At 48.0% G+C, this 26008-nt stretch carries 28 protein-coding genes; 14 read left to right on the plus strand and 14 right to left on the minus strand.

From position 1 onward, the window contains the following. Window positions 1–19 precede the first annotated feature (19 nt). The 6 genes from fba (at window position 20) to trpS (Q7C_RS10360) (ending at window position 5057) form a co-directional block, all read left to right on the plus strand. The gene (gene fba / locus Q7C_RS10335) at window positions 20–1063 is read left to right on the plus strand and encodes a class II fructose-bisphosphate aldolase (protein ID WP_014704710.1); all 1044 of its coding nucleotides are present in this window, start codon (window positions 20–22) and stop codon (window positions 1061–1063) included. A 151-nt stretch (window positions 1064–1214) separates the two neighbouring features. After that, a complete protein-coding gene (gene crcB, locus Q7C_RS10340; RefSeq protein WP_014704711.1) occupies window positions 1215–1589 on the plus strand; it encodes a fluoride efflux transporter CrcB in 375 nt (124 codons plus the stop codon). Then, window positions 1586–1882, plus strand: a complete 297-nt coding sequence (locus tag Q7C_RS10345) for a DUF190 domain-containing protein (RefSeq protein ID WP_014704712.1) — start codon at window positions 1586–1588, stop codon at window positions 1880–1882. Before crcB ends, Q7C_RS10345 begins: the two co-directional genes overlap by 4 nt. A 12-nt stretch (window positions 1883–1894) precedes the next feature. Next, a complete protein-coding gene (gene serS / locus Q7C_RS10350; protein WP_014704713.1) occupies window positions 1895–3169 on the plus strand; it encodes a serine--tRNA ligase in 1275 nt (424 codons plus the stop codon). Beyond that, a complete protein-coding gene (locus Q7C_RS10355; RefSeq protein WP_014704714.1) occupies window positions 3162–3854 on the plus strand; it encodes a site-2 protease family protein in 693 nt (230 codons plus the stop codon). Before serS ends, Q7C_RS10355 begins: the two co-directional genes overlap by 8 nt. Before the next feature lie 24 nt (window positions 3855–3878). Then, entirely contained in the window at window positions 3879–5057 is a 1179-nt protein-coding gene (gene trpS, locus Q7C_RS10360; protein WP_014704715.1) for a tryptophan--tRNA ligase, read from the plus strand. Between the two features lie 32 nt (window positions 5058–5089). On the opposite strand, the gene trpS (Q7C_RS10365) is transcribed toward trpS (Q7C_RS10360), so the two are convergent. Next, a complete protein-coding gene (gene trpS, locus Q7C_RS10365; RefSeq protein WP_014704716.1) occupies window positions 5090–6106 on the minus strand; it encodes a tryptophan--tRNA ligase in 1017 nt (338 codons plus the stop codon). Window positions 6107–6338: 232 nt separating this feature from the next. On the opposite strand from trpS (Q7C_RS10365), the gene rluB reads away from it, so the two are divergent. Further along, entirely contained in the window at window positions 6339–7256 is a 918-nt protein-coding gene (gene rluB / locus Q7C_RS10370; RefSeq protein ID WP_014704717.1) for a 23S rRNA pseudouridine(2605) synthase RluB, read from the plus strand. On the opposite strand, the gene Q7C_RS10375 is transcribed toward rluB, so the two are convergent. From Q7C_RS10375 to ispB, 6 genes are all read right to left on the minus strand, one after another. Continuing rightward, window positions 7253–8170, minus strand: a complete 918-nt coding sequence (locus Q7C_RS10375; RefSeq protein WP_014704718.1) for a GGDEF domain-containing protein — start codon at window positions 8168–8170, stop codon at window positions 7253–7255. The two genes, rluB and Q7C_RS10375, sit on opposite strands and share 4 nt — an antisense overlap. Before the next feature lie 91 nt (window positions 8171–8261). After that, window positions 8262–9032: an SDR family NAD(P)-dependent oxidoreductase gene (locus Q7C_RS10380; protein WP_238532313.1), complete on the minus strand. Its 771-nt coding sequence runs from the start codon at window positions 9030–9032 to the stop codon at window positions 8262–8264. Continuing rightward, complete coding sequence (locus Q7C_RS10385) at window positions 9019–9390, minus strand: hypothetical protein (RefSeq protein ID WP_014704720.1); 372 nt, start codon at window positions 9388–9390, stop codon at window positions 9019–9021. Before Q7C_RS10385 ends, Q7C_RS10380 begins: the two co-directional genes overlap by 14 nt. A gap of 70 nt (window positions 9391–9460) precedes the next feature. Further along, the gene (gene hpnE / locus Q7C_RS10390; protein WP_014704721.1) at window positions 9461–10747 is read right to left on the minus strand and encodes a hydroxysqualene dehydroxylase HpnE; all 1287 of its coding nucleotides are present in this window, start codon (window positions 10745–10747) and stop codon (window positions 9461–9463) included. Between the two features lie 11 nt (window positions 10748–10758). After that, window positions 10759–11595: a presqualene diphosphate synthase HpnD gene (hpnD, locus tag Q7C_RS10395; RefSeq protein ID WP_014704722.1), complete on the minus strand. Its 837-nt coding sequence runs from the start codon at window positions 11593–11595 to the stop codon at window positions 10759–10761. A 41-nt stretch (window positions 11596–11636) separates the two neighbouring features. Beyond that, on the minus strand, window positions 11637–12605 hold the full coding sequence (gene ispB, locus Q7C_RS10400) for an octaprenyl diphosphate synthase (RefSeq protein ID WP_014704723.1): 969 nt from the start codon (window positions 12603–12605) through the stop codon (window positions 11637–11639). Between the two features lie 158 nt (window positions 12606–12763). Here ispB and rplU point away from each other — a divergent pair, with 158 nt between their 5' ends. The 4 genes from rplU (at window position 12764) to proB (ending at window position 15633) form a co-directional block, all read left to right on the plus strand. Continuing rightward, window positions 12764–13075, plus strand: a complete 312-nt coding sequence (gene rplU, locus Q7C_RS10405) for a 50S ribosomal protein L21 (RefSeq protein WP_014704724.1) — start codon at window positions 12764–12766, stop codon at window positions 13073–13075. A 37-nt stretch (window positions 13076–13112) separates the two neighbouring features. Continuing rightward, complete coding sequence (rpmA, locus tag Q7C_RS10410) at window positions 13113–13370, plus strand: 50S ribosomal protein L27 (RefSeq protein ID WP_014704725.1); 258 nt, start codon at window positions 13113–13115, stop codon at window positions 13368–13370. A gap of 86 nt (window positions 13371–13456) precedes the next feature. Further along, window positions 13457–14500: an Obg family GTPase CgtA gene (cgtA, locus tag Q7C_RS10415; RefSeq protein WP_014704726.1), complete on the plus strand. Its 1044-nt coding sequence runs from the start codon at window positions 13457–13459 to the stop codon at window positions 14498–14500. 2 nt (window positions 14501–14502) lie between these two features. Further along, window positions 14503–15633, plus strand: coding sequence for a glutamate 5-kinase (proB, locus tag Q7C_RS10420; RefSeq protein ID WP_014704727.1), 1131 nt, complete (start codon window positions 14503–14505; stop codon window positions 15631–15633). Window positions 15634–15695: 62 nt separating this feature from the next. On the opposite strand, the gene rpsT is transcribed toward proB, so the two are convergent. Then, complete coding sequence (gene rpsT, locus Q7C_RS10425) at window positions 15696–15956, minus strand: 30S ribosomal protein S20 (protein WP_014704728.1); 261 nt, start codon at window positions 15954–15956, stop codon at window positions 15696–15698. A gap of 106 nt (window positions 15957–16062) precedes the next feature. Here rpsT and Q7C_RS10430 point away from each other — a divergent pair, with 106 nt between their 5' ends. After that, window positions 16063–16845 carry an exodeoxyribonuclease III gene (locus Q7C_RS10430; protein ID WP_014704729.1) on the plus strand — a complete coding sequence of 261 codons (783 nt, stop codon included), beginning with the start codon at window positions 16063–16065 and terminating at the stop codon, window positions 16843–16845. Here Q7C_RS10430 and recQ read toward each other — a convergent pair. The 3 genes from recQ to dinB form a co-directional block, all read right to left on the minus strand. Further along, window positions 16842–18968: a DNA helicase RecQ gene (gene recQ / locus Q7C_RS10435; RefSeq protein ID WP_014704730.1), complete on the minus strand. Its 2127-nt coding sequence runs from the start codon at window positions 18966–18968 to the stop codon at window positions 16842–16844. The two genes, Q7C_RS10430 and recQ, sit on opposite strands and share 4 nt — an antisense overlap. Window positions 18969–19207: 239 nt before the next feature. Further along, window positions 19208–19987: a hypothetical protein gene (locus tag Q7C_RS10440; RefSeq protein WP_238532314.1), complete on the minus strand. Its 780-nt coding sequence runs from the start codon at window positions 19985–19987 to the stop codon at window positions 19208–19210. A 56-nt stretch (window positions 19988–20043) separates the two neighbouring features. After that, on the minus strand, window positions 20044–21132 hold the full coding sequence (gene dinB, locus Q7C_RS10445) for a DNA polymerase IV (RefSeq protein WP_014704732.1): 1089 nt from the start codon (window positions 21130–21132) through the stop codon (window positions 20044–20046). A gap of 144 nt (window positions 21133–21276) precedes the next feature. On the opposite strand from dinB, the gene Q7C_RS10450 reads away from it, so the two are divergent. Further along, on the plus strand, window positions 21277–22827 hold the full coding sequence (locus Q7C_RS10450) for an AmpG family muropeptide MFS transporter (protein ID WP_014704733.1): 1551 nt from the start codon (window positions 21277–21279) through the stop codon (window positions 22825–22827). 3 nt (window positions 22828–22830) lie between these two features. On the opposite strand, the gene ppnN is transcribed toward Q7C_RS10450, so the two are convergent. Next, the gene (gene ppnN / locus Q7C_RS10455; RefSeq protein WP_014704734.1) at window positions 22831–24195 is read right to left on the minus strand and encodes a nucleotide 5'-monophosphate nucleosidase PpnN; all 1365 of its coding nucleotides are present in this window, start codon (window positions 24193–24195) and stop codon (window positions 22831–22833) included. A 221-nt stretch (window positions 24196–24416) separates the two neighbouring features. On the opposite strand from ppnN, the gene Q7C_RS10460 reads away from it, so the two are divergent. After that, window positions 24417–25085 (plus strand): epoxyqueuosine reductase QueH, encoded by a 669-nt coding sequence (locus Q7C_RS10460; protein ID WP_014704736.1) that lies wholly within the window; start codon window positions 24417–24419, stop codon window positions 25083–25085. Window positions 25086–25182: 97 nt separating this feature from the next. On the opposite strand, the gene Q7C_RS10465 is transcribed toward Q7C_RS10460, so the two are convergent. Both Q7C_RS10465 and Q7C_RS10470 read right to left on the minus strand, forming a co-directional pair. Beyond that, window positions 25183–25380 carry a helix-turn-helix transcriptional regulator gene (locus Q7C_RS10465; RefSeq protein ID WP_014704737.1) on the minus strand — a complete coding sequence of 66 codons (198 nt, stop codon included), beginning with the start codon at window positions 25378–25380 and terminating at the stop codon, window positions 25183–25185. Next, on the minus strand, window positions 25377–25799 hold the full coding sequence (locus Q7C_RS10470) for a hypothetical protein (RefSeq protein WP_041366701.1): 423 nt from the start codon (window positions 25797–25799) through the stop codon (window positions 25377–25379). Before Q7C_RS10470 ends, Q7C_RS10465 begins: the two co-directional genes overlap by 4 nt. Window positions 25800–26008: the final 209 nt, after the last annotated feature.

Below are 26008 nucleotides of genomic sequence, written 5' to 3' on the forward strand. Positions count from 1 at the left end.
ACAGGTAAGAGGAGAATGTATGGCGTTGATTGCCCTGCGGCAGTTACTCGACTTTGCTGCAGAACATGATTTTGCGGTGCCGGCTTTTAATATCAGTAATATGGAACAAGTGCAGGCGATCATGCAGGCAGCACAGGCCGTTAATAGTCCGGTGATTATGCAAGCCAGTGTCGGTGCGCGCAGTTATGCAGGAGAGCCGTTTTTACGTCATCTGGTACAAGCCGCGGTCGAGCAATATCCGTTTATTCCCGTTGTATTGCATCAAGATCATGGCGCTACGCCGGATGTGTGCATTCGCTCCATTCAATCAGGCTTTACCTCGGTGATGATGGATGGCTCTTTGCAAGCGGATATGAAAACCCCATCAGATTTTGACTATAACGTGACGGTGACGCGAACAGTGACTGATATTGCCCATGCTTGTGGTGTGTCAGTTGAAGGGGAAATTGGCTGCTTAGGCTCGCTGGAAACTGGCAAGATGGGTAAAGAAGATGGCCATGGCGCGGATGGCAAACTGAGTCGCGATAAAGTGCTGACCGATCCGGATGAAGCAGTGGCTTTTGTTCAACAAACCCAAGTGGATGCACTGGCCGTCGCGATTGGTACCAGTCACGGGGCTTATAAATTTAGCCAGCCACCTACGGGAGAAGTGTTGGCGATTAGCCATCTCAAAACCTTACAACACAAACTGCCGAATACCCATTTTGTGATGCATGGTTCGAGTTCGGTGCCGCAAGAGTGGTTGAAAATCATCAATACGCATGGCGGTGATATTGGTGAAACTTATGGGGTGCCCGTGGAAGAAATTGTGGCGGGTATTCAATATGGCGTACGTAAGGTCAATATCGACACCGATTTACGCATGGCTTCTACGGGGGCGGTCAGACAGTTTTTGACCGATGAGAAAAATGCAAAAAACTTTGATCCACGCAAGTTTTTATTAGCGTCGACAGCGGCGATGCAAGCGATTTGCGAAGCGCGTTATCAGGCATTTGGCAGTGCTGGCCAAGCCGATAAAATCAAACCCATCGCATTAGCTGATATGGTGTCACGATACGAGTAAAGTTGCTTGAGGTTGAAATATCAGACTGGAAGCCTAATTTATCGTTTGTTGGCTCGGTTTTGGGAGCGGCAAATGCTGAAAAAGCAATCAATGACGAGAACAAAAGCGTAATACGGTAAACTAGTTTGATTCCAATACGGGATTTCACGTTGTGCAGCAAATAATGGCTATAGCGATTGGTGGCGCTTGTGGGGCGGTGCTGCGCTTTGTCGCTTCCAATGGTATCTATCGCGTCCTGGGCAGAGATTTTCCTTATGGCACGTTGGTGGTTAACGTGCTTGGTTCTTTGTTGATGGGGCTGTTATTTATTCTGTTAGTTGAAAGACTCAGTCTTTCGGCAGAATGGCGTGGTGCCATTTTGATTGGATTTTTGGGTGGGTTTACGACCTTCTCGACTTTTTCATTTGAAACCTTGGCTTTAATGGAAAACGGTGACCTGCTAAAAGCGGGCACGAATATTTTTCTGAGCGTGTTGCTTTGTCTTAGTGCGACTTGGCTGGGAATAATAGTGGGGCGGCAGCTATGAGTGATATCCTGATGGTCAGATTGTATCTGGCTGATGGCCGTGATGATATTCGCAAGTTAATGAAATGGTTGGAAACCGCGCAGATGCGAGGCTTTACTGTATTTCGTGGTGTGGCTAGTCTTGGCCGCGATGGCCGGGTTCACAAAGCCAGCCTGTTAGATTTGTCCTCTGAATTACCGATGGTAATTGAGTTTTTTGATACGCCGGAACGGGTGGCTGAATTGATGCCAACCCTGAAAACCATGATTAAACCCGATCACATTGTGAGTTGGCCGGCCCAAACTGGATTTTAGATTTTAAACATTATGCTCGACCCTAAATTATTACGTCAGGATACGGAACAACTGGCAGAAAAACTGGCCACCCGTGGCTTCAAACTGGATACTGATCAGCTTGCACAATTGGAGCAAGACCGGAAACAAGCACAATCAGATGCACAAGCCTTACAGACGGAGCGCAACAGTCGCTCGAAGCAGATTGGTAAAGCCAAAGCAGCCGGTGAGGATATTGCGCCATTATTAGCTGAAATCGAAGATCTGGGGGATAGACATAAAGCGGCTGAAGCAAGATTAGCCGCTGTGTTAACGGAACTGAATGATATCGCCATGGGGATTCCCAATCTGCCGTTATCGGATGTGCCCGTAGGTCGGGATGAGTCTGAGAACCTGGAAGTCTCGCGCTGGGGTGAGCCACGCCAGTTTGACTTTGAGCCAAAAGATCATGTTGATCTGGGCGCTGCAATGCATGCCATGGACTTTGAAGCCGCCGCCAAGATAAGTGCTGCGCGATTTGTTACCTTAAGCGGGCCTTTGGCGCGACTGCAGCGTGCTTTAACTCAATTCATGCTTGACGTACATGGTGAGCAACATGGTTATACCGAAACCTATGTACCTTATTTGGTCAATGCAGATTCGTTGCGGGGTACGGGGCAGCTTCCCAAATTTGCTGATGACTTGTTTCAAGTGGATGATGGCCAGTTTTATTTGATCCCGACCGCAGAAGTGCCAGTGACGAACTTGGTTAGAGATGTGATTGTCGAGGCGGATAAACTGCCATTGAAATGGGTGGCTCATACGCCTTGTTTCCGAAGTGAAGCGGGCTCCCATGGTCGTGATGTGCGCGGTTTGATTCGTCAACATCAATTTGAAAAGGTCGAGTTGGTTCAAGTGGTTGAACCACAAGATTCGGTTGCAGCGCATGAAGCATTAACGGCAGATGCCGAAAAAATTCTGCAGCTTCTGGAGTTACCATACCGGAAAATGTTGTTATGCACGGGTGACATGGGCTTTGCTTCGCAAAAAACGTATGATTTGGAAGTTTGGCTGCCCAGTCAGCAAACGTATCGGGAGATATCGTCTTGCAGTAATTTTGGCGATTTTCAGGCGCGGCGGTTGCAAGCGCGCTGGCGTAACCCGGAAACAGGCAAACCGGAATTACTGCATACCTTGAATGGCTCTGGTCTGGCTGTTGGTCGAACCTTACTGGCATTGATGGAAAATCATCAACAAGCGGATGGCAGCATTCAAATTCCGGCTGCCTTGCGAGGCTATTTGTCTGGAGCAGAACAACTGCATGGATGAGTTTAGTCTGGTCCAGAAAATTATTATCTGGACAGTGCCAGTTTTATTTGCCATTACCTTGCATGAGGTAGCGCATGGCTGGATGGCATTAAAGCTGGGAGATCGTACAGCACAAATGCTAGGTCGACTTAGCTTGAATCCGATCAAACACATTGACCCCATAGGCACGATTGTCGTACCAGGCATATTATTATTGTTAGGTGGCTTTATTTTTGGTTGGGCAAAACCGGTGCCAGTGTCCTATCAGAATCTGCGAAAACCAAAATCAGACATGGCCTGGGTAGCATTGGCGGGGCCTGGTGCAAATCTGGCGATGGGACTGGTCTGGGCCGTCGTTGCCAAGCTGGGATTTGGGCTGGTACAAGCTGGCAACAGTTTTGGTGAACCCATGTTTTATATGGGGTTGGCCGGTATTTGGATTAATGCCATTTTGATGTTTTTAAATTTATTGCCGTTACCGCCACTGGATGGCGGACGTGTCCTGGTCAGTGTCTTACCCGGCAAACTGGGTTGGCAGGTCAGTCGTATTGAACCGTATGGTTTTTTTATTATTTTAGGTTTGTTGGCATTTGGTATTTTAGGGTTGATCCTGTCGCCAATGTTGAATACGACGGTACAGATTCTGGCACAGTGGCTGGGCATTAGCTTCGGTCAGGCAGCGAGCCTGCTGAATAGCTTATTTTAATCAGAACAGATGTTGGAGTAATTGTTGGATACTGTCGCTTATCAATCGCGTCGAATCGTTTCCGGAATGCGGCCTACAGGGAAATTGCATTTGGGACATTATCATGGCGTGTTAAAAAACTGGATCAAACTCCAGCATGAATTTGACTGTTTCTTTTTTGTCGCTGACTGGCATGCCTTGAGCACCCATTATAGTGACAGCAAGGTAATTGAGAATAATGTCTGGGAAATGGTAACCGATTGGTTAGCGGCGGGTATCGAGCCCTCTGCCGCCTCCCTGTTTTTACAGTCAAAAGTGCCGGAACATGCTGAATTGCATCTGCTGTTGTCGATGATTACGCCTTTGTCCTGGTTAGAGCAGCTGCCATCTTACACCCAGGAACAAGCTAAAGCAGTAGATAAAAATTTGTCGACTTACGGATTTTTAGGGCACCCATTGCTGCAAAGCGCTGACATTCTGATTTATCGCGCAGGCCAGGTGCCAGTGGGGCAAGATCAACTTGATCATGTCAGTTTTACTCGCCAAGTCGCTAACCGTTTTAACCATCTTTATGGTCGAGAGCCTGACTTTGAAGAACGGGCAGAGGCAGCGATAAAAAAAATGGGTAAGAAAAACGCCAAGCTTTACGAAACGTTACGAAAGAAATTTCTGGAACAAGGGGATACGGAAGCGCTGGAGACGGCCCGCGAATTATTAAAAACCCAACAAAACCTGGCGCTAGGTGATAGCGAGCGCTTATTTGGATATCTCGAAGGTGGCGGCAAGGTGATCCTGCCGGAACCGCAGGCATTATTAACGGATAGCGATAGTGTGCCGGGTACAGATGGTCGAAAAATGTCCAATTCTCTGGCTAATATCATTTCGCTGCGTGAGTCAGATGACAGTCTCGCCCAAAAAATACGGGCAATGCCTATGAACAGGGAAACGTCAGCCGGCTGTCCAGTGTGTGATTTATTAGCGATTTATGAAGGTGATCCGAGTCAGGACTGTCAAAATAGTAGTCGGGATGATAGCGAGTGCAAAGAAACCTTGATCGAATTGTTATCCGCGGAATTAGCGCCGATTCGTGAGCGGGCGGAAGAGCTGGCCGGTCATCCGGAAGATATTCGTCGAATCATTGAAAGTGGCAGCGAAGAAGCCAGAGAAATTGCCCAAGAAACCTTGATTGAGGTGAAATCCGCGATGGGCATCAGTTATAAATAAACTGAATTGATACCCTGCCGGCTACCGCTTGTTTACGACAATCGGCGAATACCGGTCGCTGTGCGGATTTTTTCGAGTAATGGTTTACTGATAGCGCGCGCTTTATCCGCCCCTTGTTGCAGGATAGCTTCAATGTCATCAGGACGCGCCAGTAAATCATGGTAGCGTTCCCGAGCATCACCGATTTCTTCGTTGATTAACGCAAATAATTGTTTTTTGGCATCCCCCCAGCCAATCCCGTCAGCAAAAGCCTGACGCATGTCTGAGGTTTGCTCGGGGCTGGCAAAGGCCTGCCAGATTTGAAAAACCGTTGAGCTATCCGGATCTTTGGGCTCGCCCGGTTCAAGCAAATTGGTTTTGATTTTATTGATGTGCTTTTGCAGCTGTTTCTCAGTTAAGAACAATGGAATGGTATTGTTGTAACTCTTGCTCATTTTACGACCATCGAGGCCTTGCAGGACGGCAACATTGTCATCAACTTGATAGTCGGGCAAGGCCAGCAACGGCGCTTTTTTGCAATAAATATGGTTAAAACGCGCTGCAATATCGCGCGCCATTTCAACATGTTGGATTTGGTCTTTACCGACGGGGACTTTATTGGCGTTGAACATCAGAATATCGGCCGCCATTAAGACCGGATAACTAAACAGCCCCATGGTAATCGCTTTGTCGGCATCTTCCTGCTCAGCCAGATTGGCATCCACGGCAGCTTTGTAAGCATGAGCCCGATTCATTAAGCCCTTGGCACAGACACAGGTGAGGATCCACATGAGTTCCGGGATTTCCGCAATATCTGACTGGCGGTAAAACACGGATCTATCGATATCCAAGCCTAAGGCAAGCCAGGTTGCGGCGATTTCTCTGGTCGACTGGTTTAGCGCCTCGGGATCCTGACATTTAATCAGAGCATGAAAGTCAGCCAGAAAATAGAACGTGTCGGTATCGGTTTGGCGACTTGCAGCGATGGCGGGACGAATAGCGCCCACATAATTACCCAAATGGGGGGTGCCCGTCGTGGTGATGCCTGTTAATACGCGTTGATTAGTCATGAGATGATTTGTTTGTAGTCAAGCTTGGCGATAATAACCAATGAACCTTGTTATGCCTAGGGCTGTTGGACTGATTCTGACAGATTTTTTCGTAAGATTCCCTCTCCCTAGACTAAAAAGTTTACAATATCCGCAAACTGATTCGCTGTAATGCGTGGCAGCACTAAGTCAAACGGGCAACACATAACCTGCGGGTAATGTGGCAATTAACACGATGTCGGGAGACAACGAAATGGCAGAAAGAATTCAAAAAGTATTGGCACGGGCGGGTTATGGATCACGCCGGCAGCTGGAAACCTGGATTGAACAAGGTAAAGTATTGGTTAACGGTGAGCCCGCAATATTAGGGGCACAAATCAGTGAAGGAGACACCGTTCGGCTCGATGGCAAACCCTGCTCACCAAAACGTTTATGGCAGCAACCGCAACAGGTTCTGTTGTATCACAAGCCTGTCGGTGAGGTGTGTACCCGCAGTGACCCGGAAGGCCGTCGGACTATTTATCAATCGCTACCAGCACCAGAACAAGGTCGTTGGGTGAGCGTTGGTCGTCTGGATTTGAATACCAGTGGTTTGATTATTCTGACCACAGATGGTGAACTCGCCAATCAACTCATGCACCCATCTAATGCCATGGACAGAGAGTATGCGGTACGTGTCTTGGGTGAAGTGACTCCAGAAATGATGCAGCAACTCAGGGATGGTATTTTGCTGGAAGATGGCGAAGCCAAATTTGCTGATATTCAGGAGTCGGGTGGCGAAGGCGCAAATCACTGGTATCACGTGGTGATCCAAGAGGGCCGCAATCGTGAAGTCCGCCGTTTATGGGAAGCGGTTGGCGTTCAAGTCAGCCGTCTGATGCGGTTGCGCTATGGTCCAGTTATTATGCCGAATAAGCTCAAGCCCGGTCGCTGGATGCTTTTGGAAGGCAAAGAACTGGATTACCTTTATGAAGAAGCAGGTCTGAAACCCAGCAGGGCGAATGTGAAACCAGCTTCCCGTCAGCGCAATAAATCTAATGAAGCCAAAAACACGATTTGGCAAAGTGCTGGTAAACAGGAAAATACCGCCCCAACAAAACGGGGCGTCAAAAAACAGCGGCCAGAGAAGTTTAATCCGCGTAAAGCGCCAAGAATCCGTGGCCGGGATTAAAAACCAGCAATATCAGCGGCATTGACAACTTGATTTCTGCCCTGAGCTTTGGCGTGATAAAGCGCTCTATCTGCCCGGTCAAAAAGCTGGAAGGTATTTTCTTCGGATGTCATCTGGGCCAGACCGATACTGATGGTCATGGAAAAGCTGCGCAGGCCGTCATGACAAGTCAGCTCACTGATGTTTTGGCGTAACCGGTCAGCGACCGCTATCGACTTTTCCGCGTCACTATGACTGAGGATGACGGCAAACTCTTCGCCGCCATAACGAAAGGCAATATCACTGCGTCTTAAGCAAGAGGCCAGGGTTTGACCAATCAGGGTCAGTGCCCTGTCACCACTGTTATGGCCGTAAGCATCATTGATACTCTTGAAATGATCGACATCAATGACGACCAGAGTCAGGGGTAATTGCAACCGTCTCGCTAAGTCAATTTCACGATCTAAATGCTGGTCAAAAGCCTGCCGGTTAGGCATACCAGTTAATTTATCAGTCATCGCCGAGGCAAGTGCATCCTGATATTGCAAACAATTGCGTAGTGGATAAACAACCTTACACAAGGCTTCTTCGATTAATAAAATATCGGTTTCTGAAAGGCGTTGGCTACGGACAATGCTCAGCTTGCCAAGTGACTGAGCGTCAATTTCTAGCTGATAATGGCAACTGTGCCGAGCTTGGTTGCCAATGCGAATATCCAGCTGTCTATCTGGATTTTGCAGACGAATACCGTCATTACCGATGAGTTTGTATAATTGCTGATGAAATAACTGCAGCAATTGTCGTGTGTCTAATGTGCTTTGCAGCAACATAGCGAGTGACGACAAAATGGAATCGACATCCGTTATCGTGTCATCAACGGCCTGCTGGGAAAGCAGACGCAGATTAGCGGAGTTTGAGGGAGAAATTGATTGCATTGCACTTGCCTTTTGACCGTACATGCAACTTTCTAGCGAAATTTATGCCATCCCGAAAATAACGATATAAAACAGATAAATAAAATATCTGTCAGAGAATTGACAGTGCCGACACACATTGACCATGCAAGTGATGGCTGTTTGCTGTAGCCAAGTAAAGATAGGCGGGGGCAACAGCAGAAGGGGCAGGTAAGTCATCGGGATTACGCGCTGGATAAGCACGACTAAATAGTGCGGTTCGGGTTTGACCCGGATCCAGACAAAAGACTTTGATGTTGCCGGCCGCTTCGAATTCACGCGCTAACTGCTGGCAGAGGTTTTCAATGCCGGCTTTGCTAGTCCCGTAAGCGCCCCAGTACGCCTTGTTTTGATTGCTGTCAGTAGTGAAGATGATCATGCCCGGTTTTTCTCGTGCACAGTTTTGTAACAGGGGTAGACAGGATTTTGTTAACAGAAACGGGGCCGTTAAATTGACCTGTAATGTTTCCAGCCACAGCCGACTATCTTGATGTATTGTCGGAGACAGCTGACCTAATGTCGCTGCACAATGAACAATGCCATCAAGACGGCCAAAGCTTTGCTCAATTTTCGCCGCCATATTGATATAGTCAGATGCGGTAGCCCCTTTCATATCAAGCGGATACAATGCAGGCTCCGCACTATTGTCTGCAACAATTGTATCGTAGAGACTTTCTAGTGCAGGTAAATTTTTATCAAGGAGTATGACGGTTGCGCCATGGTGGGCGTAGGACTTTGCCACCTCACTACCGATGCCGCCTGCGGCACCGGTAATAAGAATGACTTTATTGTTGAGCAGTGTTGTCTCAGCCGACATCGGCAAAGACGAATTATTTCGGTTCAAATTGGCTAAATGCCACTGCACCATTGTGGAGTTGAACGGTCAGCAACCCTTCGTCAGTTTCCCACTCATAGAAAATCACTTCAAAACTATCAACACCCGTCACTTGTTTTAAATCAGGTTCACCAAGCATCTCGAGAAGTTGTGCTTCAGTCATACCTCGTTCAACATTATCTGCTGTTTGAGCATCCATTTCAGCTGATTCGGACATGTTTCCAGCAGTATCATCAGTAGAAACAACATCGGCTGCAGTTTCTTCTACGGCATCATTATCGTTGTCTTGTGATTCATCATTACTGCAGGCAATCAGGGCAAAACTGATAAATAAACTGGTCAATAGTAAACGCATACGATTTAACATTACTCACCCTTCTGTTGGTTTATAAAGATATCCAGTATAGCAAGCTAACAGGACGATTTCGACAAATACATCAGGATTTTATCATCGTTTTAGATAACTGTTCGACACAATACAATCCGTTATCGACTGCGGTCTCTAGGGTGGCAGGATACGGATGTTGAACGATGTCACCAGCTAACCACAGATTATCGAGTGGTGTCTGACAGGATGGACGGTTTTGTTGTGTTTGAGGTGTGCAGGCAAAGGTGGCTTTTTTTTCTCGAATAATCAATGAATCAATAGGTCGCTCAGGCCAGTTAGGCAAGTGCGCGGAGAGTTCATCGCAAACGATAGCCATAAGTCTGCTTCGAGGCCAATCAAGATGAGGGCCAGGGCCGCTAACGACAACGGCAACCAAGCCGGAGCGACGCGGGTTTAGATCAAATAGCCATTGCGCAACACCGCCGGAAAACCCCATTATTGAGGCTGTCGGCTGCGTGCCAGCCGGATATTGCAGATATAACGTGCAGATAGGATTTTCAGTAATGGTTTTCTGTTCAATGCCTGCCGGGAGCAATTTTGTTAGTGAGGCAGGAGTTAGCGCCAAAATAACGTGATCGGCCTGAAATGACTGCCCAGTCTGGTCTTCAATGCGGCTGACGCGATTAGCTTCGGTATGGATTTTGGTAATGCGTTTCTGGTAGTGAATACTGCCACCATGTGCCGTAATAAAACGCGCAGCTGGCACGGGTAAAATGTCGCCGAGTGGAATGCGGGGGATTAACAACTCGCTTGCCATTCCATTCGAAAACAAGGCCTGATTAAGAACCGTTGCAAAGACCGCCGCGCTCGCCTGTTTAATGGGCGTATTCAGCATAGCAAGACACAGCGGCTCCCAGATCTGCTGAATGAGTCGCTCCGGTTGCCGCGTCCGATGGCACAACTGAGCGACGGTTTCGTCTGTCAGGTTGTCTGGCAAACGAATGATACGTTGGAACCGAGCAACGGCGATAACCGATGCCCAGCCGCCGGATTGAAACAGGTTAATGGCGAGGTTAATTAGGCGAGGGCCAACGCCTCGGCTGCTGAGCACTAAATCTGGAAAACGCGGGTCTTTCATCCGCAGATCTGGCTGCTGGTGAAAAAACACGGTATCGGGGTTAACGCCAATACGATCAAGTAGCGCTAACATCTGTTGATAGGCGCCAATCATCAGATGTTGGCCGTTATCGACAGTGAGATTTCGCCATTGAACATTTCGGGCGCGCCCGCCCAGTTGGCCCGCTGCTTCGAGTAACGTGACTTGATGACCTTGTTCGCAAAGCGACACTGCGGCGGCCAAACCACTCCAGCCACCGCCAACGATTAAAATATGCATATCAAATGGGTTTAGCGGTATTGTCTGGCAGTGCGCCAAGCAATCCAGAGCTTACGAAGTGGTGTTAATGACAAGCGATGGCGCATAACCTGAAAGTCATCTGCGACAATTTCATCCAACGTACGCCGGTAAATTGCCGCCATAATCAAGGCCGTTTTTTGATTAGAGCGATCAACGTCAGGTAACAGTTGCATTGCCTCGTCATAATATTGATAAGCGCGCTGTGCTTGATAATTTAGCAAGGCTTTGAGGGCATCGGACGACTCAGCCATTAGGATGGATTGTTCGCTGACATTAAAACGCGTCATTTCATCCTGAGGTAGGTAAATTCGACCGCGTTCTGCGTCTTCCCGAACATCGCGAATAATATTGGTCAGTTGTAAGGCCAAGCCTAACTTTTCAGCAAATTTTAGTGTTTGTCGATCTTGATAACCAAAAATTTCTGCCGATAGCAAACCCACCACGCTGGCAACCCGATAACAATACAGGGCGAGATGTTTAAAAGCCGGATAACGCGATTGCTGCAAATCCATCGCCATACCGTCGATGATTTCATAAAAATAGGCGTCATTTAAGCCAAATTCAGCAATGACATCGACCAAAGCCTTGCCGACGGGATGATTCGGTTCCCCACTAAAAACGGCATGAATTTCTTGGCGCCACCAATCTAATGTCTTGCTGGCAACATCAAGATCCGCGATTTCATCAACGGTATCATCCACTTCACGACAAAACGCATAAACAGCTGTGATGGCATTGCGTTTTGCTGGCGGCAAAAATAAAAAACTGTAATAAAAACTGGAGCCACTTTTTGCCGCTTTATCACGGCAATACTGTTGTGGAGTCATCTTTGCGCCAACCTAATCATCATTTCACCTGAAAAGTGACTTTAGAATTGACGAGATACCGCAAAGTCAGCCAAAGCGCTTAACGCGGATTTATCGTCGCTGTCAGGCAAAACCGCCAATGCCTGCTTGGCTTTTTCGGATTCATTCCGGGCTGCTTGGGCGGTGTAGTCGATGGCGCCCGTCTTCTGGATGATATCGATGATCTGATCGATGTGGGTTTTATCACCTTGTTCAATTGCCATTCGGATCAATTGTGCCTGAGCTTCATCGCCATGTCTCATGGCATAAATCAAAGGCAGCGTGGGCTTACCCTCAGCAAGATCATCACCAATATTTTTTCCGATGACGTCACTGCTGTCACTGTAATCGAGCAGATCATCAACTAATTGGAAAGCACTGCCAAGATGCATGGCATACAGACCTAAGGCGTTTTCGATATCGGCTGACTTCTGACTTAGTACCGCACCTAATTGACCGGCTGCTTCAAACAACTTGGCGGTTTTATGGTGAATAACCTGCAAGTATCGTTGTTCAGACGTATCGGCATCATGCACATTTAAAAGTTGTAATACTTCACCCTCAGCGATGACATTTGTCGTATGTGATAAAATCTGCATCAACCGCATATTGTCCAGTTCCACCATCATTTCAAAGGCACGGGTATAGAGAAAGTCGCCTACCAGGACGCTCGCTTCATTGCCCCAGATGGTGTTGGCGGTTTCGCGTCCACGCCGTAATTCAGAATGATCCACCACATCGTCATGTAGCAGTGTCGCGGTGTGGATAAACTCGATAATGGTGGCGAGATTAATGTGCGCACTGCCTTGATAACCGCAAGCACGAGCACTGAGTAGCGCGATGGCTGGACGTAATCGTTTCCCACCACTATTGATAATGTAGTGGCCGAGCTGGTTAATTAAGACCACGTCAGACTGCAGTCGTTGCTGTATCATGGTGTTGACTGTGTTCATATCCTCTTCAATGAGGGCGTAGATGGATTGAATATCCACGGGGCTTAGGTGCCTGTAGCTGTTAAAAGGGCTACTTTCTCATGGGGACTGAGACAGCGCAAATTTTAGATTAATAATTGATCTGCATAAATAAAGCAGATACAATTGCCGGTCTTTTGTTGGGTTACCTGCAATTAACTATTTTTTTGGAGACAGCGATGTACGCTATTGTCGCGACGGGTGGTAAACAATACCGTGTAAAAGAGGGCGAAAAGCTCCGCGTTGAAAAATTGACTGCTGAAGCCGGTGATACGGTTGAGCTAGACAAAGTTTTGTTGGTTGGCGAAGGCGACAGTGTCAAAGTCGGTGCGCCATATCTTGATGGGGCCAAAGTCACAGCAAAAGTGGCAGCACAAGGTCGTGGCGATAAAGTGAAAATTATCAAATTCCGTCGCCGTAAACACCATCGTAAGCAGATGGGTCATCGTCAAGCGTTTACTGAAATCGAAATCACTGGCATCTCTGCCTGATTCGATTAACCAACTGAAACATTAAGGGGAGTTAACAATGGCTCATAAGAAAGCGGGTGGTAGTACTCGAAACGGTCGCGATTCCGAGTCGAAACGACTGGGTGTAAAACGATTTGGTGGTCAAGCCGTACTGGGTGGCAACATCCTGGTTCGTCAACGTGGTACAAAATTCCATGCTGGTCGCAACGTCCGTGTCGGTCGTGACCACACATTATTTGCGACAGTTGATGGCAAAGTTTTGTTTGAAACCAAAGGTGCGAACAAACGAACTTTTGTCAGCGTTGTTGCTGAGTAATATTTTCTGTTTGCCCTGATGGGGCCAAAACAGCTCAAAGCCCCGCTGATGCGGGGTTTTTTGTTTCTGGGCAGTGTAAGTTTGACATGAAATTTGTTGATGAAGCGAAGATTACAGTTAAGGCCGGCGATGGTGGTAATGGCTGCCTGAGTTTTCGACGCGAAAAATTTATTCCTTTTGGCGGGCCGGACGGCGGTGATGGTGGCGATGGTGGTGATATTTATCTGATTGCCGACGAACAGGTAAATACGCTGATTGATTTCCGCTATCAACGACACTTTAAAGCCCAGCGTGGTGAGAATGGACGTGGACGCCAATGTAGTGGTGCCCGGGGTGATGATTTGGTCATTAAAGTGCCAATTGGTACGGAAGCCTGGGATGATGAAACTGATGAGTTAATTGGCGACCTGGTTAAACATGGTGACAAGATGCTGGTTGCCAAAGGCGGTTGGCATGGCCTTGGTAATCTGCGCTATAAATCCAGTATCAACCGCGCACCTAGGCAAACCTCAGATGGTACGCCTGGTGAACAGCGAACGCTTCGCCTTGAAATGAAACTATTGGCTGATATTGGTTTGTTAGGCTTACCAAACGCCGGGAAATCAACTTTTATCCGTCAAGTCTCTGCAGCGCAGCCCAAAGTCGCTGATTATCCATTTACGACTTTACATCCCAATCTGGGCGTCGTTACGTTAAAAGATGTCCGGAGTTTTGTTATTGCCGATGTGCCAGGACTGGTTGAAGGCGCGGCGGAAGGTGCGGGACTGGGTATCCAGTTTTTACGGCACCTTACCCGTACCCGCCTGTTATTGCATTTGGTTGATATGGCGCCGGTTGATGTTAAACAAGATCCGGTCAATAGTGTGAATACCATCAATACCGAATTACAGCGTTATAGTGATGCGCTTGGCAAACAGCCACAATGGCTGGTTTTGAATAAAATGGATTTGGTGCCAGAAGATATTCGTGATGACTTATGCCAGGAAGTGCTCAGCCGGCTTAACTGGCAGGGACCCGTTTATCGCGTGAGTGGTCAGACTGGCGAAGGTTGTGATGTGCTATGCGAAGATGTCATGACGTTTTTAGAATCACAGCAAGCTACCTTGCAGGACAGTGAAACTGAGGACTGAGCTTGGAAAATCCGCATCAACAATTGGTGTCAACGCAACGCTGGGTGATTAAAATCGGCAGCGCGTTGTTAACGAAGCCAGGTCAAGGTCTGGATTTAAATCGTATTCGTTGGCTGAGTGGTGAAATTGCTGAGTTAAGACGCCAAGGTAAGGACATTGTTCTTGTTACCTCTGGTTCTGTGGCGGCCGGTATGCAGCAGCTTGGTTGGCGACGCCGACCACATGAATTGCACCGCCTTCAGGCCGCGGCCAGTGTCGGTCAAATGAATTTGATCCATGCTTATGCAACGGCATGTCAATATTATGGCATCCATACCGCACAAATTTTATTAACCCATGCTGATTTGTCTGAAAGAGAAAGACATCTCAATGCCCGGAGCGCTTTACAGACTTTGCTAAAGATGGGCATTTTGCCCGTTGTTAATGAAAATGATGCCATTGCTACGGATGAAATTCGTTTCGGTGATAACGATACGCTGGCTGCGATGACGGCGAACTTAATTGAAGCAGATGTCCTGGTTATCCTGACAGATCAAAGTGGCTTTTTTGATAGCGATCCGCGTTTGAATCCGCAGGCACGCATGCTGGCTGCATCAGCAGCGAGCAATCCGGCGCTGGATAGCATGGCTGGGGATAGCAAAGGTGAACTGGGACGTGGCGGCATGGCAACCAAATTGCGAGCCGCACGGCGTGCGGCGCGTTCGGGTGCAACAACCGTTATCTTGTCTGGTAAAGAACCGGATAATTTACGTCATTTAGCGGCGGGTAATCCGGTCGGTACACTCTTCTGGCCGGATATGAAACCCATCAAAGCCAGACAGCAATGGTTAGTGGGACATTTGATTCCAAAAGGCAAACTGATACTGGATGACGGGGCCGTGAATGTGATTTGTGGCCAAGGCAGAAGTTTACTGCCCGTCGGTATCCGAGCTGTTCAAGGGGATTTTTCCCGGGGTGAACTGGTTATTTGTTGTGATGCACAAGGGCGAGAAGTAGCGAGAGGATTAGCCAATTACAGTGCGGCGGAATCCATCAGAATTATGGGCCAGCCAAGCCAGGCGATTGAGTCTTTGTTGGGTTATGTCGATGAGCCAGAGTTAATTCATCGCGACAACTTGGTCGTCACGACCTAAATCCGGATATAAAAAAACCGGCAAAAGCCGGTTTCTTTGCGCAATGGTAATTGCGGTTTGAATTAGAGTGCGCGGACGGCGTTATTCAAACGGCTTTTACCACGTGCTGCGGTATTTTTGTGAATGAGGCCTTTACGCGCCATTCTATCAAGAACAGGAACAGCAGCTTGGAAAGCAGCAGTTGCCTGCGTTTTGTCACCAGCCACAATGGCTTTACGGACGGCTTTAATGCTGGTGCGCATGGCAGAACGCTGGCTAGCATTCAGCTGGCGGTGTTTTTCCGCTTGACGAGCGCGTTTTCTTGCTTGTGCTGAGTTTGCCAAAATGCTTCTCCTAAAAATCAGCTGTTTGTTTATGAACCGGCCATTATCCTGATTTTTAAACAGTTTGTAAATGGTATCATTGACAAATTTTTAACTGAGGCAAGTAATGCGCATCATCACCGCCAATGTAAACGGTATTCGAGCAGCAGCACGAAAAGGTTTTTTCGACTGGCTACCCAAACAAAACGCCGATGTGGTCTGTATTCAGGAGACCAAAGCGCAAATTCATCAGCTCAGTGATCAGGTCTTCCATCCACAGGATTACCACTGCTATTACCACGATGCGCAAAAGCCGGGCTATAGTGGGGTTGCCCTGTATTGCCGACAGGAACCAGATATTATCATTGTTGGCATGGGGAATGATGAATTTGACGCCGAAGGTCGCTATCTCGAAGCCCAGTTTGGCAAATTAAGTGTCGTGTCACTTTACTTGCCATCCGGGACGTCGGGTGATGTGCGCCAGGCGGTCAAATACCGGTGTATGGATTTTATCGAAACACGTCTACAACAGATCCTGGATGCAGGACGAGAGTTCATAGTTTGCGGTGACTGGAATATTGCACATAAGAATGAAGATATTCGTAACTGGAAAGGCAATCAAAAAAATTCCGGATTTTTGCCAGAGGAACGTGCCTGGCTAGATAAGTTATTTGATGAGATGCAGTTTGTGGATGCGTTTCGTGAATTACCCCAACAGGACCATGAATATACCTGGTGGTCTAACCGCGGTCAGGCATGGGCAAATAATACGGGTTGGCGCATTGATTATCACGTGCTAAGTCCGGGCTTAAAAGGGAGCGTCGTCGCGACCGACATTTATCGAGATGAGCGCTTTTCAGATCATGCGCCACTGACTGTCGATTACCGCGACAACTTATCTACGTTTTAAAGCAAAGCCGCTTTGACACAGCGAATGACACCATAATCATAATGTTCATCCAGCGCTTGATAGATGGGTTTTAAACTGTCAGCTTGATCGCCGAGATCGGCAATAGTGGTGGCGATTTCGTCATATTCTGCATCGGTTAGTTGTAAAACTTGTTTGGCATCAAGCAGTCCAGCTTCAATCCCATCTGATAAATGGCTATACACCGTACTCACTTTTAACGCCCGATTACGCGCTATTTGTTCGGGATTTAAACCTTGCTCATGCATCAGTAACGTCAGGTTAACGGTATCTCGCAGTCGGTTATTAAGTAGTTCAGAGAGTGGATGTTTTGCAATAACAGCTAAAAAAGCTGAGCCGTAGTTATCGAGCTTTTGCTTGCCGATCCCGGCAATACGCTGCATGGCATCCATATCGGCAGGCCGGTACTGGCACATTTCCAGCAGCGTCGAATCATGGAAAATCACATAGGGTGGTACGCCATTCTCCTTAGCGATATCTGAGCGTAGCGTTCGCAAGGCTTCCCACAGCGCTTCATCCTGAGGGCGCACCGTTGTTTTTTTCTTGCCGGTTTTGGCAGCCGCCTGTTTTTGCTGCTGTTTACGTAAATGCAGGGTCTGCTTGCCATGTAATAATGCCCGGCACTTTTCGGTTAAACGCAACGCCCCGTATCGGTTGATATCAATATCCAGGTAGCCGGTCGCCACCAGTTGTCGGAATATCCCCCGCCACTGCGTGGCATTCAGCTCGCTGCCTATAGCAAAGGTGCTGATTTGATCATGCTGATTGTGTTTGATGCGCTCGTCTTCATTGCCCAGCAAAACATCAATCAGGTAATTAACGCCGAAACGCTGGCCGGTGCGAAACACGCAGGACAAGGCTTTTTGGGCGATTTCGGTGGCATCAAACTGTTCCGGTGGATTGACGCAGTTATCGCACTGACCGCATTTTTGCGGGGCATCCTCGTCAAAGTAAGCGAGCAGGGCATGGCGGCGGCAGGTAATCAGTTCGCATAAACCCAGCATCGCTTCCAACTTGTGATGCTCGACGCGTTTAACCATCTCCGGCGCATCGGAGTCCTGCATAAACTGGCGCAGCGTAATCACATCCTGCAGACCGTAGGCCATCCAGGCGTTGGCGGGCAGACCGTCACGACCGGCGCGGCCGGTTTCCTGGTAATAAGCCTCGATATTCTTGGGCAAATTCAGATGCGCCACAAAGCGCACATCAGGTTTATCAATGCCCATACCGAAGGCAATAGTGGCCACGATAATCACGCCTTCCTCGCGCAAAAAGCGTTGCTGGGTATGAGCCCGTAACTCGGCCGATAACCCGGCATGATAGGGCAGAGCGGTGCGGCCCTGCTGTTGCAGCCAGTCGGCCGTAGCCTCGACTTTTTTGCGCGACAGGCAATAAACAATACCGGCGTCATTGGCATGCTGACTCTCGATAAACTGCCATAACTGCTGCCGGGCCTGACGGGCTTCGGCAATGGAGTAGAAAATATTGTTGCGGTCGAAGCTGTTGAGGTAGACCTCGGCCTGCTGCAGATTAAGTTGTTCGATAATCTCGCCGCGGGTGCGCTTGTCAGCGGTGGCCGTCAGCGCGATGCGTGGAATGCGGGGGAAACGTTCATGCAGAATGCGCAGTTGCTGATATTCAGGGCGAAAGTCATGCCCCCACTGGGATACGCAGTGGGCTTCATCAATGGCAAACAGGGAAATAGTCAGTCGATCCAGCAGGCTCAGCATGCGCGGGCTCAGCAGCCGCTCCGGCGCCACGTACAACAGATCAATCTCGCCAGCCTCGAGCTGAAACTCTACCGCATTCATCTCATTGATTGACAGGCTGGAATTTAGAAACGCCGCCTGAATGCCGAGTTCCTGCAAAGCCACTACCTGATCCTGCATCAGTGCAATCAGGGGAGAGACCACCACGGCGGTGCCGGGGCGAACCAAAGCGGGGATTTGATAGCAAAGCGACTTACCGCCGCCGGTGGGCATCAATACCAGCGCATCGCCACCGTTGATCACCTGTTCGACAATGGCGGCCTGATTATGGCGGAATTGGTCGTAACCAAAGACGTTTTGCAGCACTTCCTGTGCCGTTTGTCCGTTAATATCCATAGCTATCAATAAACTGGCAAAGCGCCATTATGGCAAATTCGGGTTTGTTTATCTTCGATGACCCAGCAGTTTCGCTTTGGGGCGAGTCAGGGCTTGTGCGCTCAAGCACTCTAAGAGTCCAAGAGAGCGCGACTGTGCTGGTTGAGGCGCCACTGTGCTAGTTGTCAGCACAAACGGGGGAATTTCGGGAAAGCGAAATTAAAGTTACGGAGAAACTCGATTCAGCCCTTTCTCACAGTTCACAATCGAATATTACGATTGACTCTTCTTCGCTGGAAATGACGGATTCTACCTGCCAGGAAATCAGTCAGGGGCTGCCAAAACCTTGCAAGTAGATATATACAGAGAGGCACTGAGTAGAAAAACCACAGTCCCTGAACAGACTTGACATTATAGATTACGAATTCTAGAGCATCAGCTTTTGTTAGTGGTGATGTTGGATCGGCACTTAAAATTCCAACCAGTCCACCCAGTACCGGAGCGACAGCTTGATAGTACCCACTGATGAGCAGGAAAAAAGGTAATAGTGACAGGTACGGTCTGCTGTATTGATTTGGTAACAAAAAGTGTAGAGTACTGAATAAGAGCAGCACAGTCATGATCAGCATGCTGGGGGATATCATATAATCCAATGCCCGTCCGCTACTGGTTTCAAAAGTAACGTAAGGCATGACATCAAAGTATTCCATTGAAACCACATGTAGTACCAGTAAACCCATGCACAAACAAAGTAGTGGTTTGTTGTCACGTTGCCACCAATAAGTCATTCCGAGAGGAATCAGGCTAATCAGAATCAAAAGCGTCGGGTAGTTAAAACGTGAGAGTTCATCTGCCAGTTCTAACATGGGGCCGAGTTCCAAAGAGGTGTAGTACAGTGCTATCAAAAACATCAAAGTCACGGGTATTATCAAGTAGATAATGAACAGTCTTAGCAGCCCCCCGCAAAGGCGAATGAAAAAAGTCTTATTGAAGCGAAAATCCATTTTCTTTTTATCCTGACTGATAGTTTTTATAAACATACCCTGACTTCTAACGTGAGGGTATAAGAGATTTTCCCTAAGCGTCGGACACTAAATCAAAATGGGTCGCTGAAGGCTAAATCTAGCTGTGATTGCCGATCTTCTGATTTTCCCGCATCAAACCCACTCAAACTCAAGCCGACTAACCTGACTGGATTTTTGCCTGCTTCAGTCCTTGCCAACAGCATCGGAATCACTTCACGTAAATCACCGAGTGCGATGCTGTGATCCAGCGTATGCGCCCGGGTGATCTGCTGAAAGTCCGAGTATTTGACTTTGACCGTCACGGTTCTTGCATTTAGCTTCTGTTTAGCAAGACTTTCCAACACGATCTCGGCAAGATCCAGTAATTTGGTCGTTAGTTCGGTAACAGAAGTAATATCCTGTGCAAAGGTGGTTTCCTTGCCCAAAGATTTACGGGTGCGGCTACTGCGTACCGGCCGTTCATCAATGGCGCGGGCGATATTGAAATAATAATGGCCGGCCTTGCCGAAACGTTCGGTCAGTTGTGCCAGCGTTTTATTGCGTAAATCCAGGCCGGTTTCTATGCCCAGTTGTTTCATCTTGGCTTCCGTAGCCGGACCGATGCCGTGAAACTTGCCGACGGGCAGGGTTTCGACAAACTTTTCCCCCCGTTCCGGGCGAATCACATAAAGGCCGTTGGGTTTATCCATATCGGAAGCAATCTTGGCCAGAAACTTGTTATAGGAAACGCCGGCCGAGGCAGTGAGGCGGGTTTCTTTCAGGATATCGCGCTTGATTGCCTTGGCGATGAGCGTTGCCGAACCATTGTAATCGGCGGTATAGCTGACATCGAGATAGGCTTCGTCCAGCGACAGCGGCTCGACTTCACTGGCATAGCGCCAGAAAATGTCACGTATCTGGCCGGAGACTTCACGGTAGGCTTCAAAACGCGGTCGCACAAAGATGGCCTGCGGACACAAACGGTAGGCGCGGGCGCAGGGCATGGCCGAGTGAATGCCAAACTGTCTGGCTTCATAACTACAGGCGGCGACCACACCACGGCTGTCGGGCTGACCGCCGACGATCAGCGGTTTGCCCTGATACTCGGGATGGTCTCGTTGTTCTACGGAAGCGAAAAAAGCATCCATATCAACGTGAATGATTTTGTGTTGTTTGGCCATGGTATTTTTTTGATGGAGGTCAGCCGTAATAGGACATTGTCAATCGACATAAGCCGCACAACAATGTTTATCTGCTATCACACATTGGCAGCATGGTGATGTGAATGGTACTTTAGCCGATTAAACCACGCCCGAGAGACAGGTTTGATTGATCGTATCCGCTCATGGCATGACAGTCTGCGCGCATTATTAACGCCTCAAGTGCTGACAATGCTTTTTTTAGGCATCGCCGCCGGCTTGCCGCTGCTGTTAATTTTTTCATCGCTGAGCCTATGGTTGAGGGAAGCCGGTATTGAGCGAAGCGCCGTCACCTATTTTAGCTGGGCGGCGTTGGGTTATTCCTTCAAGTTTGTCTGGGCGCCGTTACTCGATACTTTGCCATTACCGTGGTTGCATCGATTGTTAGGACGGCGACGTAGTTGGTTATTGGTATCACAACTGGCCATTATTTTAGCGATTATTGGCATGGGCAGTGTTGACCCAGCCAAAGATTCGCTGACATTAATGGCTTTTGCGGCGGTGTTTTTGGGGTTTTCTGCTGCCACGCAAGATGTGGTGATAGACGCCTATCGGATTGAATCAGCTGAAATTCGCCTTCAAGCATTGATGTCTGCCAGTTATATTGCCGGTTATCGGATTGGTATGTTGCTGGCTGGTGCCGGTGCATTGTATCTGGCCAGTTATTTTGGATCGGATATGGGCGCGTATGATTATGCTGCCTGGCAGCAGAGCTATTACTTGATGGCGCTGCTGATGCTGATTGGTGTCATCACCACCTTACTCTGCCGTGAACCGCATGCCGATCCGTTAAAAACACCGTGTCGAAAACAGGATTCCCTTGGCTTGTTGCTGGCCTTTGTGCTGGCGGTATCAGCGTTTATTGGCTGCTTTTATCTGACGCGTGGCTGGGCAGACCAGGTGGGGCCGATGTTAATGCCGGTTTTGCAAAACGGGCCATTAACCAGTGTTCTGATTGAGTTGTGTCGATTGGTGTTGGCAGCGCTGATTGCTGTGCTGGTGGGGCGGACTTTGATTCGCTTGGGACTGGTGCGGCAACAGGTTCTGCAGCGCAGTTATGTGGAGCCGGTGGTCGATTTCTTCCGCCGTCATGGGGTTTCTGCCGCCGTATTATTGCTTCTGCTGGTGGGTTTGTATCGTATTTCAGATATTGTGCTCGGCGTGATTGCCAATGTGTTTTATCAGGATATGGGCTTTACCAAACCGGAAATTGCCACTGTTGTTAAAACCTTTGGTTTGTTTATGACCATTTTTGGTGGTTTTGTCGGCGGCTTATTGGCAATGCGTTACGGTGTCATGCGGATTTTGATGTTAGGCGCAATTTTGTCTGCAATGACCAATTTATTATTTATGTTGCTGGCCACCCTGGGGCATGACTTGATGATGCTGTATGTCGTTATCTCGGCAGATAATTTATCTGCAGGTATTGCCAGTGCCGCGTTTATCGCGTTTTTATCAAGTTTGACCAATATTTCGTTTACAGCGGTTCAATACGCCATCTTCAGTTCATTGATGACCTTGATCCCAAAAATGCTGGGTGGTTATTCTGGCGGCATGGTTGAGGCGATGGGTTATCCGCAGTTTTTCTTGTTAACCGCCTTGTTAGGGCTGCCCGTTCTGGTGTTGATCTGGCTGTCCGGGCGTTATTTCAAACTTAGCAATAACGTCCCTGAATAGCGTCTAATCGGCGTTAATAATGTCATAACAAGGTTGATAGCAGCTGGCATCCTGACCCAGTTTCATCCGTTTGTCGCGAACAAATTGTCTCAATAAATCATCAATGGCACGCATTAATTCCGGGTCACCATTAATTTGATACGGTCCATGCTCAGCAACTTGGCGGATACCAAAGGCTTTAACATTACCGGCAACAATGCCGGAAAAAGCAGCCCGTAATTGTGCAGCCAATTCGTGTTTCGGCATGTCAGGAAACAGTTTGAGTGCCGCCATGTTTTGATGTGTTGGGATAAAGGGTTGTTGTAACATCGGGTCAATATAAAGCTGCCAATTAAAGTAATAAGCATCCTCAGACTGACGACGTGCTTCTTGCACTGAGTCAACCGCTTCACGGCTCCACTTGGCGACTTGTTCCGGCTCGCCGGTGATAATGTGGTACAGATCCGCAATTTCATCACCAAAACACTTTTTCAAAAACGCATCCAGTGTTGCAAAGTAATCCTGACACGCTGCTGGACCCGCCAAAATCAACGGGATACCTTGTTTGTTTTCCGGATGTAGCAGAATACTGAGCAGATAAAAAATCTCTTCTACCGTACCGACACCACCCGGGAAAACAATAAAGCTATGCCCCAGTCGGACAAAGGCTTCCAGCCGTTTTTCAATATCCGGCATGATCACCAGTTCATTGACAATCGCGTTCGGTGATTCGGAAGCGATAATGCCTGGCTCACTGATGCCAATGTAACGACCGGTTTTAATTTGCTGTTTGGCATGACCAACTGCGGCGCCTTTCATTGGCCCTTTCATCGCGCCAATACCGCAGCCGGTAATGATATCCAGTCCACGCAGGCCCATTTCATAACCTACTTGTTTAGCGTAGTCGTACTCGAGCCGGGAAATAGAATGCCCGCCCCAGCAGACCACCATATTCGGCGGCAAATTTGGCCGAACCACATTGGCATTACGTAAAATCAAAAACACACTGTCCGTGATTTGTGCTGATGTTTCCGGCTGTTGAGACAGAATTTTAAAATCGGTGTACACAATATCGCGCAAAGTTGACGACAGGTGCTCCTGAATGCCTCGGATGATTTTGCCATCGACAAATGAGCGCGCCGGTGCATTAAAAATCTCCAACACAATGCCGCGGGATTGCAGCACAAACCGCACGTCAAAATCGGCAAAAGTGTTGAAAATTTCTTCAGGATCATCCTGCTGACTATCGGTATTTAAAATAGCCAGTGCACAGTCGCGAAACAGCTTATGCAAAGCGGCGCTAGGGCTACTTAATTTATGAATTTCATCTTGGGATAACAGATTCAGACTGCGGGCTGGGCGGATCGTGGTATGCGCTACTTTGTTCATGCAGGGCCTTCATTGGTTTTATAAGCTGATACTCCCATTGTTTTGGGTGTCGATCAATCTCTGGCAGAGAAAAATAATCTCGATGGATTCTTTCAAAGTGAATCTGAGACAAAAAAGGTAAACCGGTTCGGTTGCAGTGATATTGCAAACCAACACGGTTTTTTGATCGATAACGTATCGCGCTATAATTTCATGGCTACAATCATGCTTAAGGTCACTTGATGGATGAGATAGAGCGCCAGCCTTTACCGTTACCAAAAGGCTTTAACCCTGAAAAGGACAAGTTACTGTTGCACTCCTGTTGCGCGCCGTGTTCTGGCGAAGTCATGGAAGCCATTCAAGCAACCGGTATCGACTACACCATTTTCTTTTACAACCCGAATATTCACCCTGTTAAAGAATATGAAATCCGCAAAGAGGAAAACATTCGCTTTGCCAAGCAGCACGGCGTGCCGTTCATTGATGCCGATTATGACAAAGACAACTGGTTTGCCCGTGCCAAAGGCATGGAAAACGAACCCGAGCGTGGCGTGCGCTGCACCATGTGTTTTGATATGCGCTTCGAACGCACCGCGCTATATGCCTATGAACATGGCTATTCGCTGATCAGCAGCTCATTGGGTATTTCACGCTGGAAAGACATGCAGCAAATTAATGGTTGTGGTCATCGTGCTGCTGAGCCTTACCCTGACTTGCGTTATTGGGACTACAACTGGCGTAAACAGGGCGGCTCGCAACGTATGATCGAAATCAGCAAACGCGAGAACTTTTACCAGCAGGAATATTGCGGCTGCGTTTATTCCCTGCGCGATACCAACCGTCATCGGGTCTCTCAAGGGCGGGATCGAATCAAACTCGGTGAAAAATTTTACGGAGAAGATGCTGAATAAAACAAAGCCGCGATTATCGTGGTAATTCAAGCAAGCGCTGGCTAACCCGATGCATAATTGATTCGAAATGTGATTGGCAACAGTGGATACAAATTGATTAATCCGCTTCTTCCTCAAAGATGTCTTCAATTTTTAAGCCAAATAACCTTGCGGCTTTGAAGGCCAGCGGCAGGCTGGGATCAAACTTGCCTTTCTCAATGGCATTAATCGTTTGTCTAGACACGTTTAGCTTTGACGCCAAATCGGCTTGTGTCCAGTTTAATTCGGCACGAAGTACTTTTAATCGATTTTTCATCTAAGGCGAAGGAATCCAATCAGATTACCGATCAACATACTTAACCCAGCGAGAGCAGGTAAAAGTGAAATCACCCAGTGATTGATATGAATTATTTCTGCCGTATTTAAAATCAAAAGGCCACCTAAAGTCAGCCATAATGTTCCCAGTGCAAAAGCCATCGCTTCCAGTTGTATTTGACGCTGCATTTCATCAAGTTTACCCAGCCAGCGTTTATGAGCGAGCATCGCGCCAACGCCAAGTAAAATGTTAATGAACAATGCTAAAAGTCCAATAAGCATTTTTTGGGGGAAAAATAGCAGTATTGCGGCACTGCCCAGTGGTATAGACACCCCCCAAGCCAGGGACCAATAAATAACAGATTTTGAGGCTTTTTTTTCGCTCGAAGCATACGCGTGCTTTGCTTTTGTCTGAATCATGAGTCAACCTCGCTTGATTTAATGTAAAGTAAACATTACTTTTTGTTGTGATGGGATGTCAAGTTTTGTTTACATTTCCATGTTTGGTCATCGCGGTGAGTCATCAATCCTCAGGCTGAGAATGAGTATTTATCCTAAAGTGGATACCTGAATCAATCAGGCGACAAAATTGAATGTACAGATGAAAAAAAGCCCCATTTTACAGGGGC

Origin of the sequence: Methylophaga frappieri (assembly GCF_000260965.1) — a bacterium.
GTDB classification, from domain to species: domain Bacteria; phylum Pseudomonadota; class Gammaproteobacteria; order Nitrosococcales; family Methylophagaceae; genus Methylophaga; species Methylophaga frappieri.

Coding starts and splice junctions, on each gene's coding strand:
- fba (WP_014704710.1), top strand. CDS start 20: ATGGCGTTGATTGCCCTGCGGCAGTTACTCGACTTTGCTGCAGAACAT.
- Q7C_RS10345 (WP_014704712.1), top strand. CDS start 1,586: ATGAGTGATATCCTGATGGTCAGATTGTATCTGGCTGATGGCCGTGAT.
- serS (WP_014704713.1), top strand. CDS start 1,895: ATGCTCGACCCTAAATTATTACGTCAGGATACGGAACAACTGGCAGAA.
- Q7C_RS10355 (WP_014704714.1), top strand. CDS start 3,162: ATGGATGAGTTTAGTCTGGTCCAGAAAATTATTATCTGGACAGTGCCA.
- trpS (WP_014704716.1), bottom strand. CDS start 6,106: ATGACTAATCAACGCGTATTAACAGGCATCACCACGACGGGCACCCCC.
- rluB (WP_014704717.1), top strand. CDS start 6,339: ATGGCAGAAAGAATTCAAAAAGTATTGGCACGGGCGGGTTATGGATCA.
- Q7C_RS10375 (WP_014704718.1), bottom strand. CDS start 8,170: ATGCAATCAATTTCTCCCTCAAACTCCGCTAATCTGCGTCTGCTTTCC.
- Q7C_RS10385 (WP_014704720.1), bottom strand. CDS start 9,390: ATGTTAAATCGTATGCGTTTACTATTGACCAGTTTATTTATCAGTTTT.
- hpnE (WP_014704721.1), bottom strand. CDS start 10,747: ATGCATATTTTAATCGTTGGCGGTGGCTGGAGTGGTTTGGCCGCCGCA.
- hpnD (WP_014704722.1), bottom strand. CDS start 11,595: ATGACTCCACAACAGTATTGCCGTGATAAAGCGGCAAAAAGTGGCTCC.
- rplU (WP_014704724.1), top strand. CDS start 12,764: ATGTACGCTATTGTCGCGACGGGTGGTAAACAATACCGTGTAAAAGAG.
- rpmA (WP_014704725.1), top strand. CDS start 13,113: ATGGCTCATAAGAAAGCGGGTGGTAGTACTCGAAACGGTCGCGATTCC.
- cgtA (WP_014704726.1), top strand. CDS start 13,457: ATGAAATTTGTTGATGAAGCGAAGATTACAGTTAAGGCCGGCGATGGT.
- Q7C_RS10430 (WP_014704729.1), top strand. CDS start 16,063: ATGCGCATCATCACCGCCAATGTAAACGGTATTCGAGCAGCAGCACGA.
- recQ (WP_014704730.1), bottom strand. CDS start 18,968: ATGGATATTAACGGACAAACGGCACAGGAAGTGCTGCAAAACGTCTTT.
- Q7C_RS10440 (WP_238532314.1), bottom strand. CDS start 19,987: ATGTTTATAAAAACTATCAGTCAGGATAAAAAGAAAATGGATTTTCGC.
- dinB (WP_014704732.1), bottom strand. CDS start 21,132: ATGGCCAAACAACACAAAATCATTCACGTTGATATGGATGCTTTTTTC.
- ppnN (WP_014704734.1), bottom strand. CDS start 24,195: ATGAACAAAGTAGCGCATACCACGATCCGCCCAGCCCGCAGTCTGAAT.
- Q7C_RS10460 (WP_014704736.1), top strand. CDS start 24,417: ATGGATGAGATAGAGCGCCAGCCTTTACCGTTACCAAAAGGCTTTAAC.
- Q7C_RS10465 (WP_014704737.1), bottom strand. CDS start 25,380: ATGAAAAATCGATTAAAAGTACTTCGTGCCGAATTAAACTGGACACAA.
- Q7C_RS10470 (WP_041366701.1), bottom strand. CDS start 25,799: ATGATTCAGACAAAAGCAAAGCACGCGTATGCTTCGAGCGAAAAAAAA.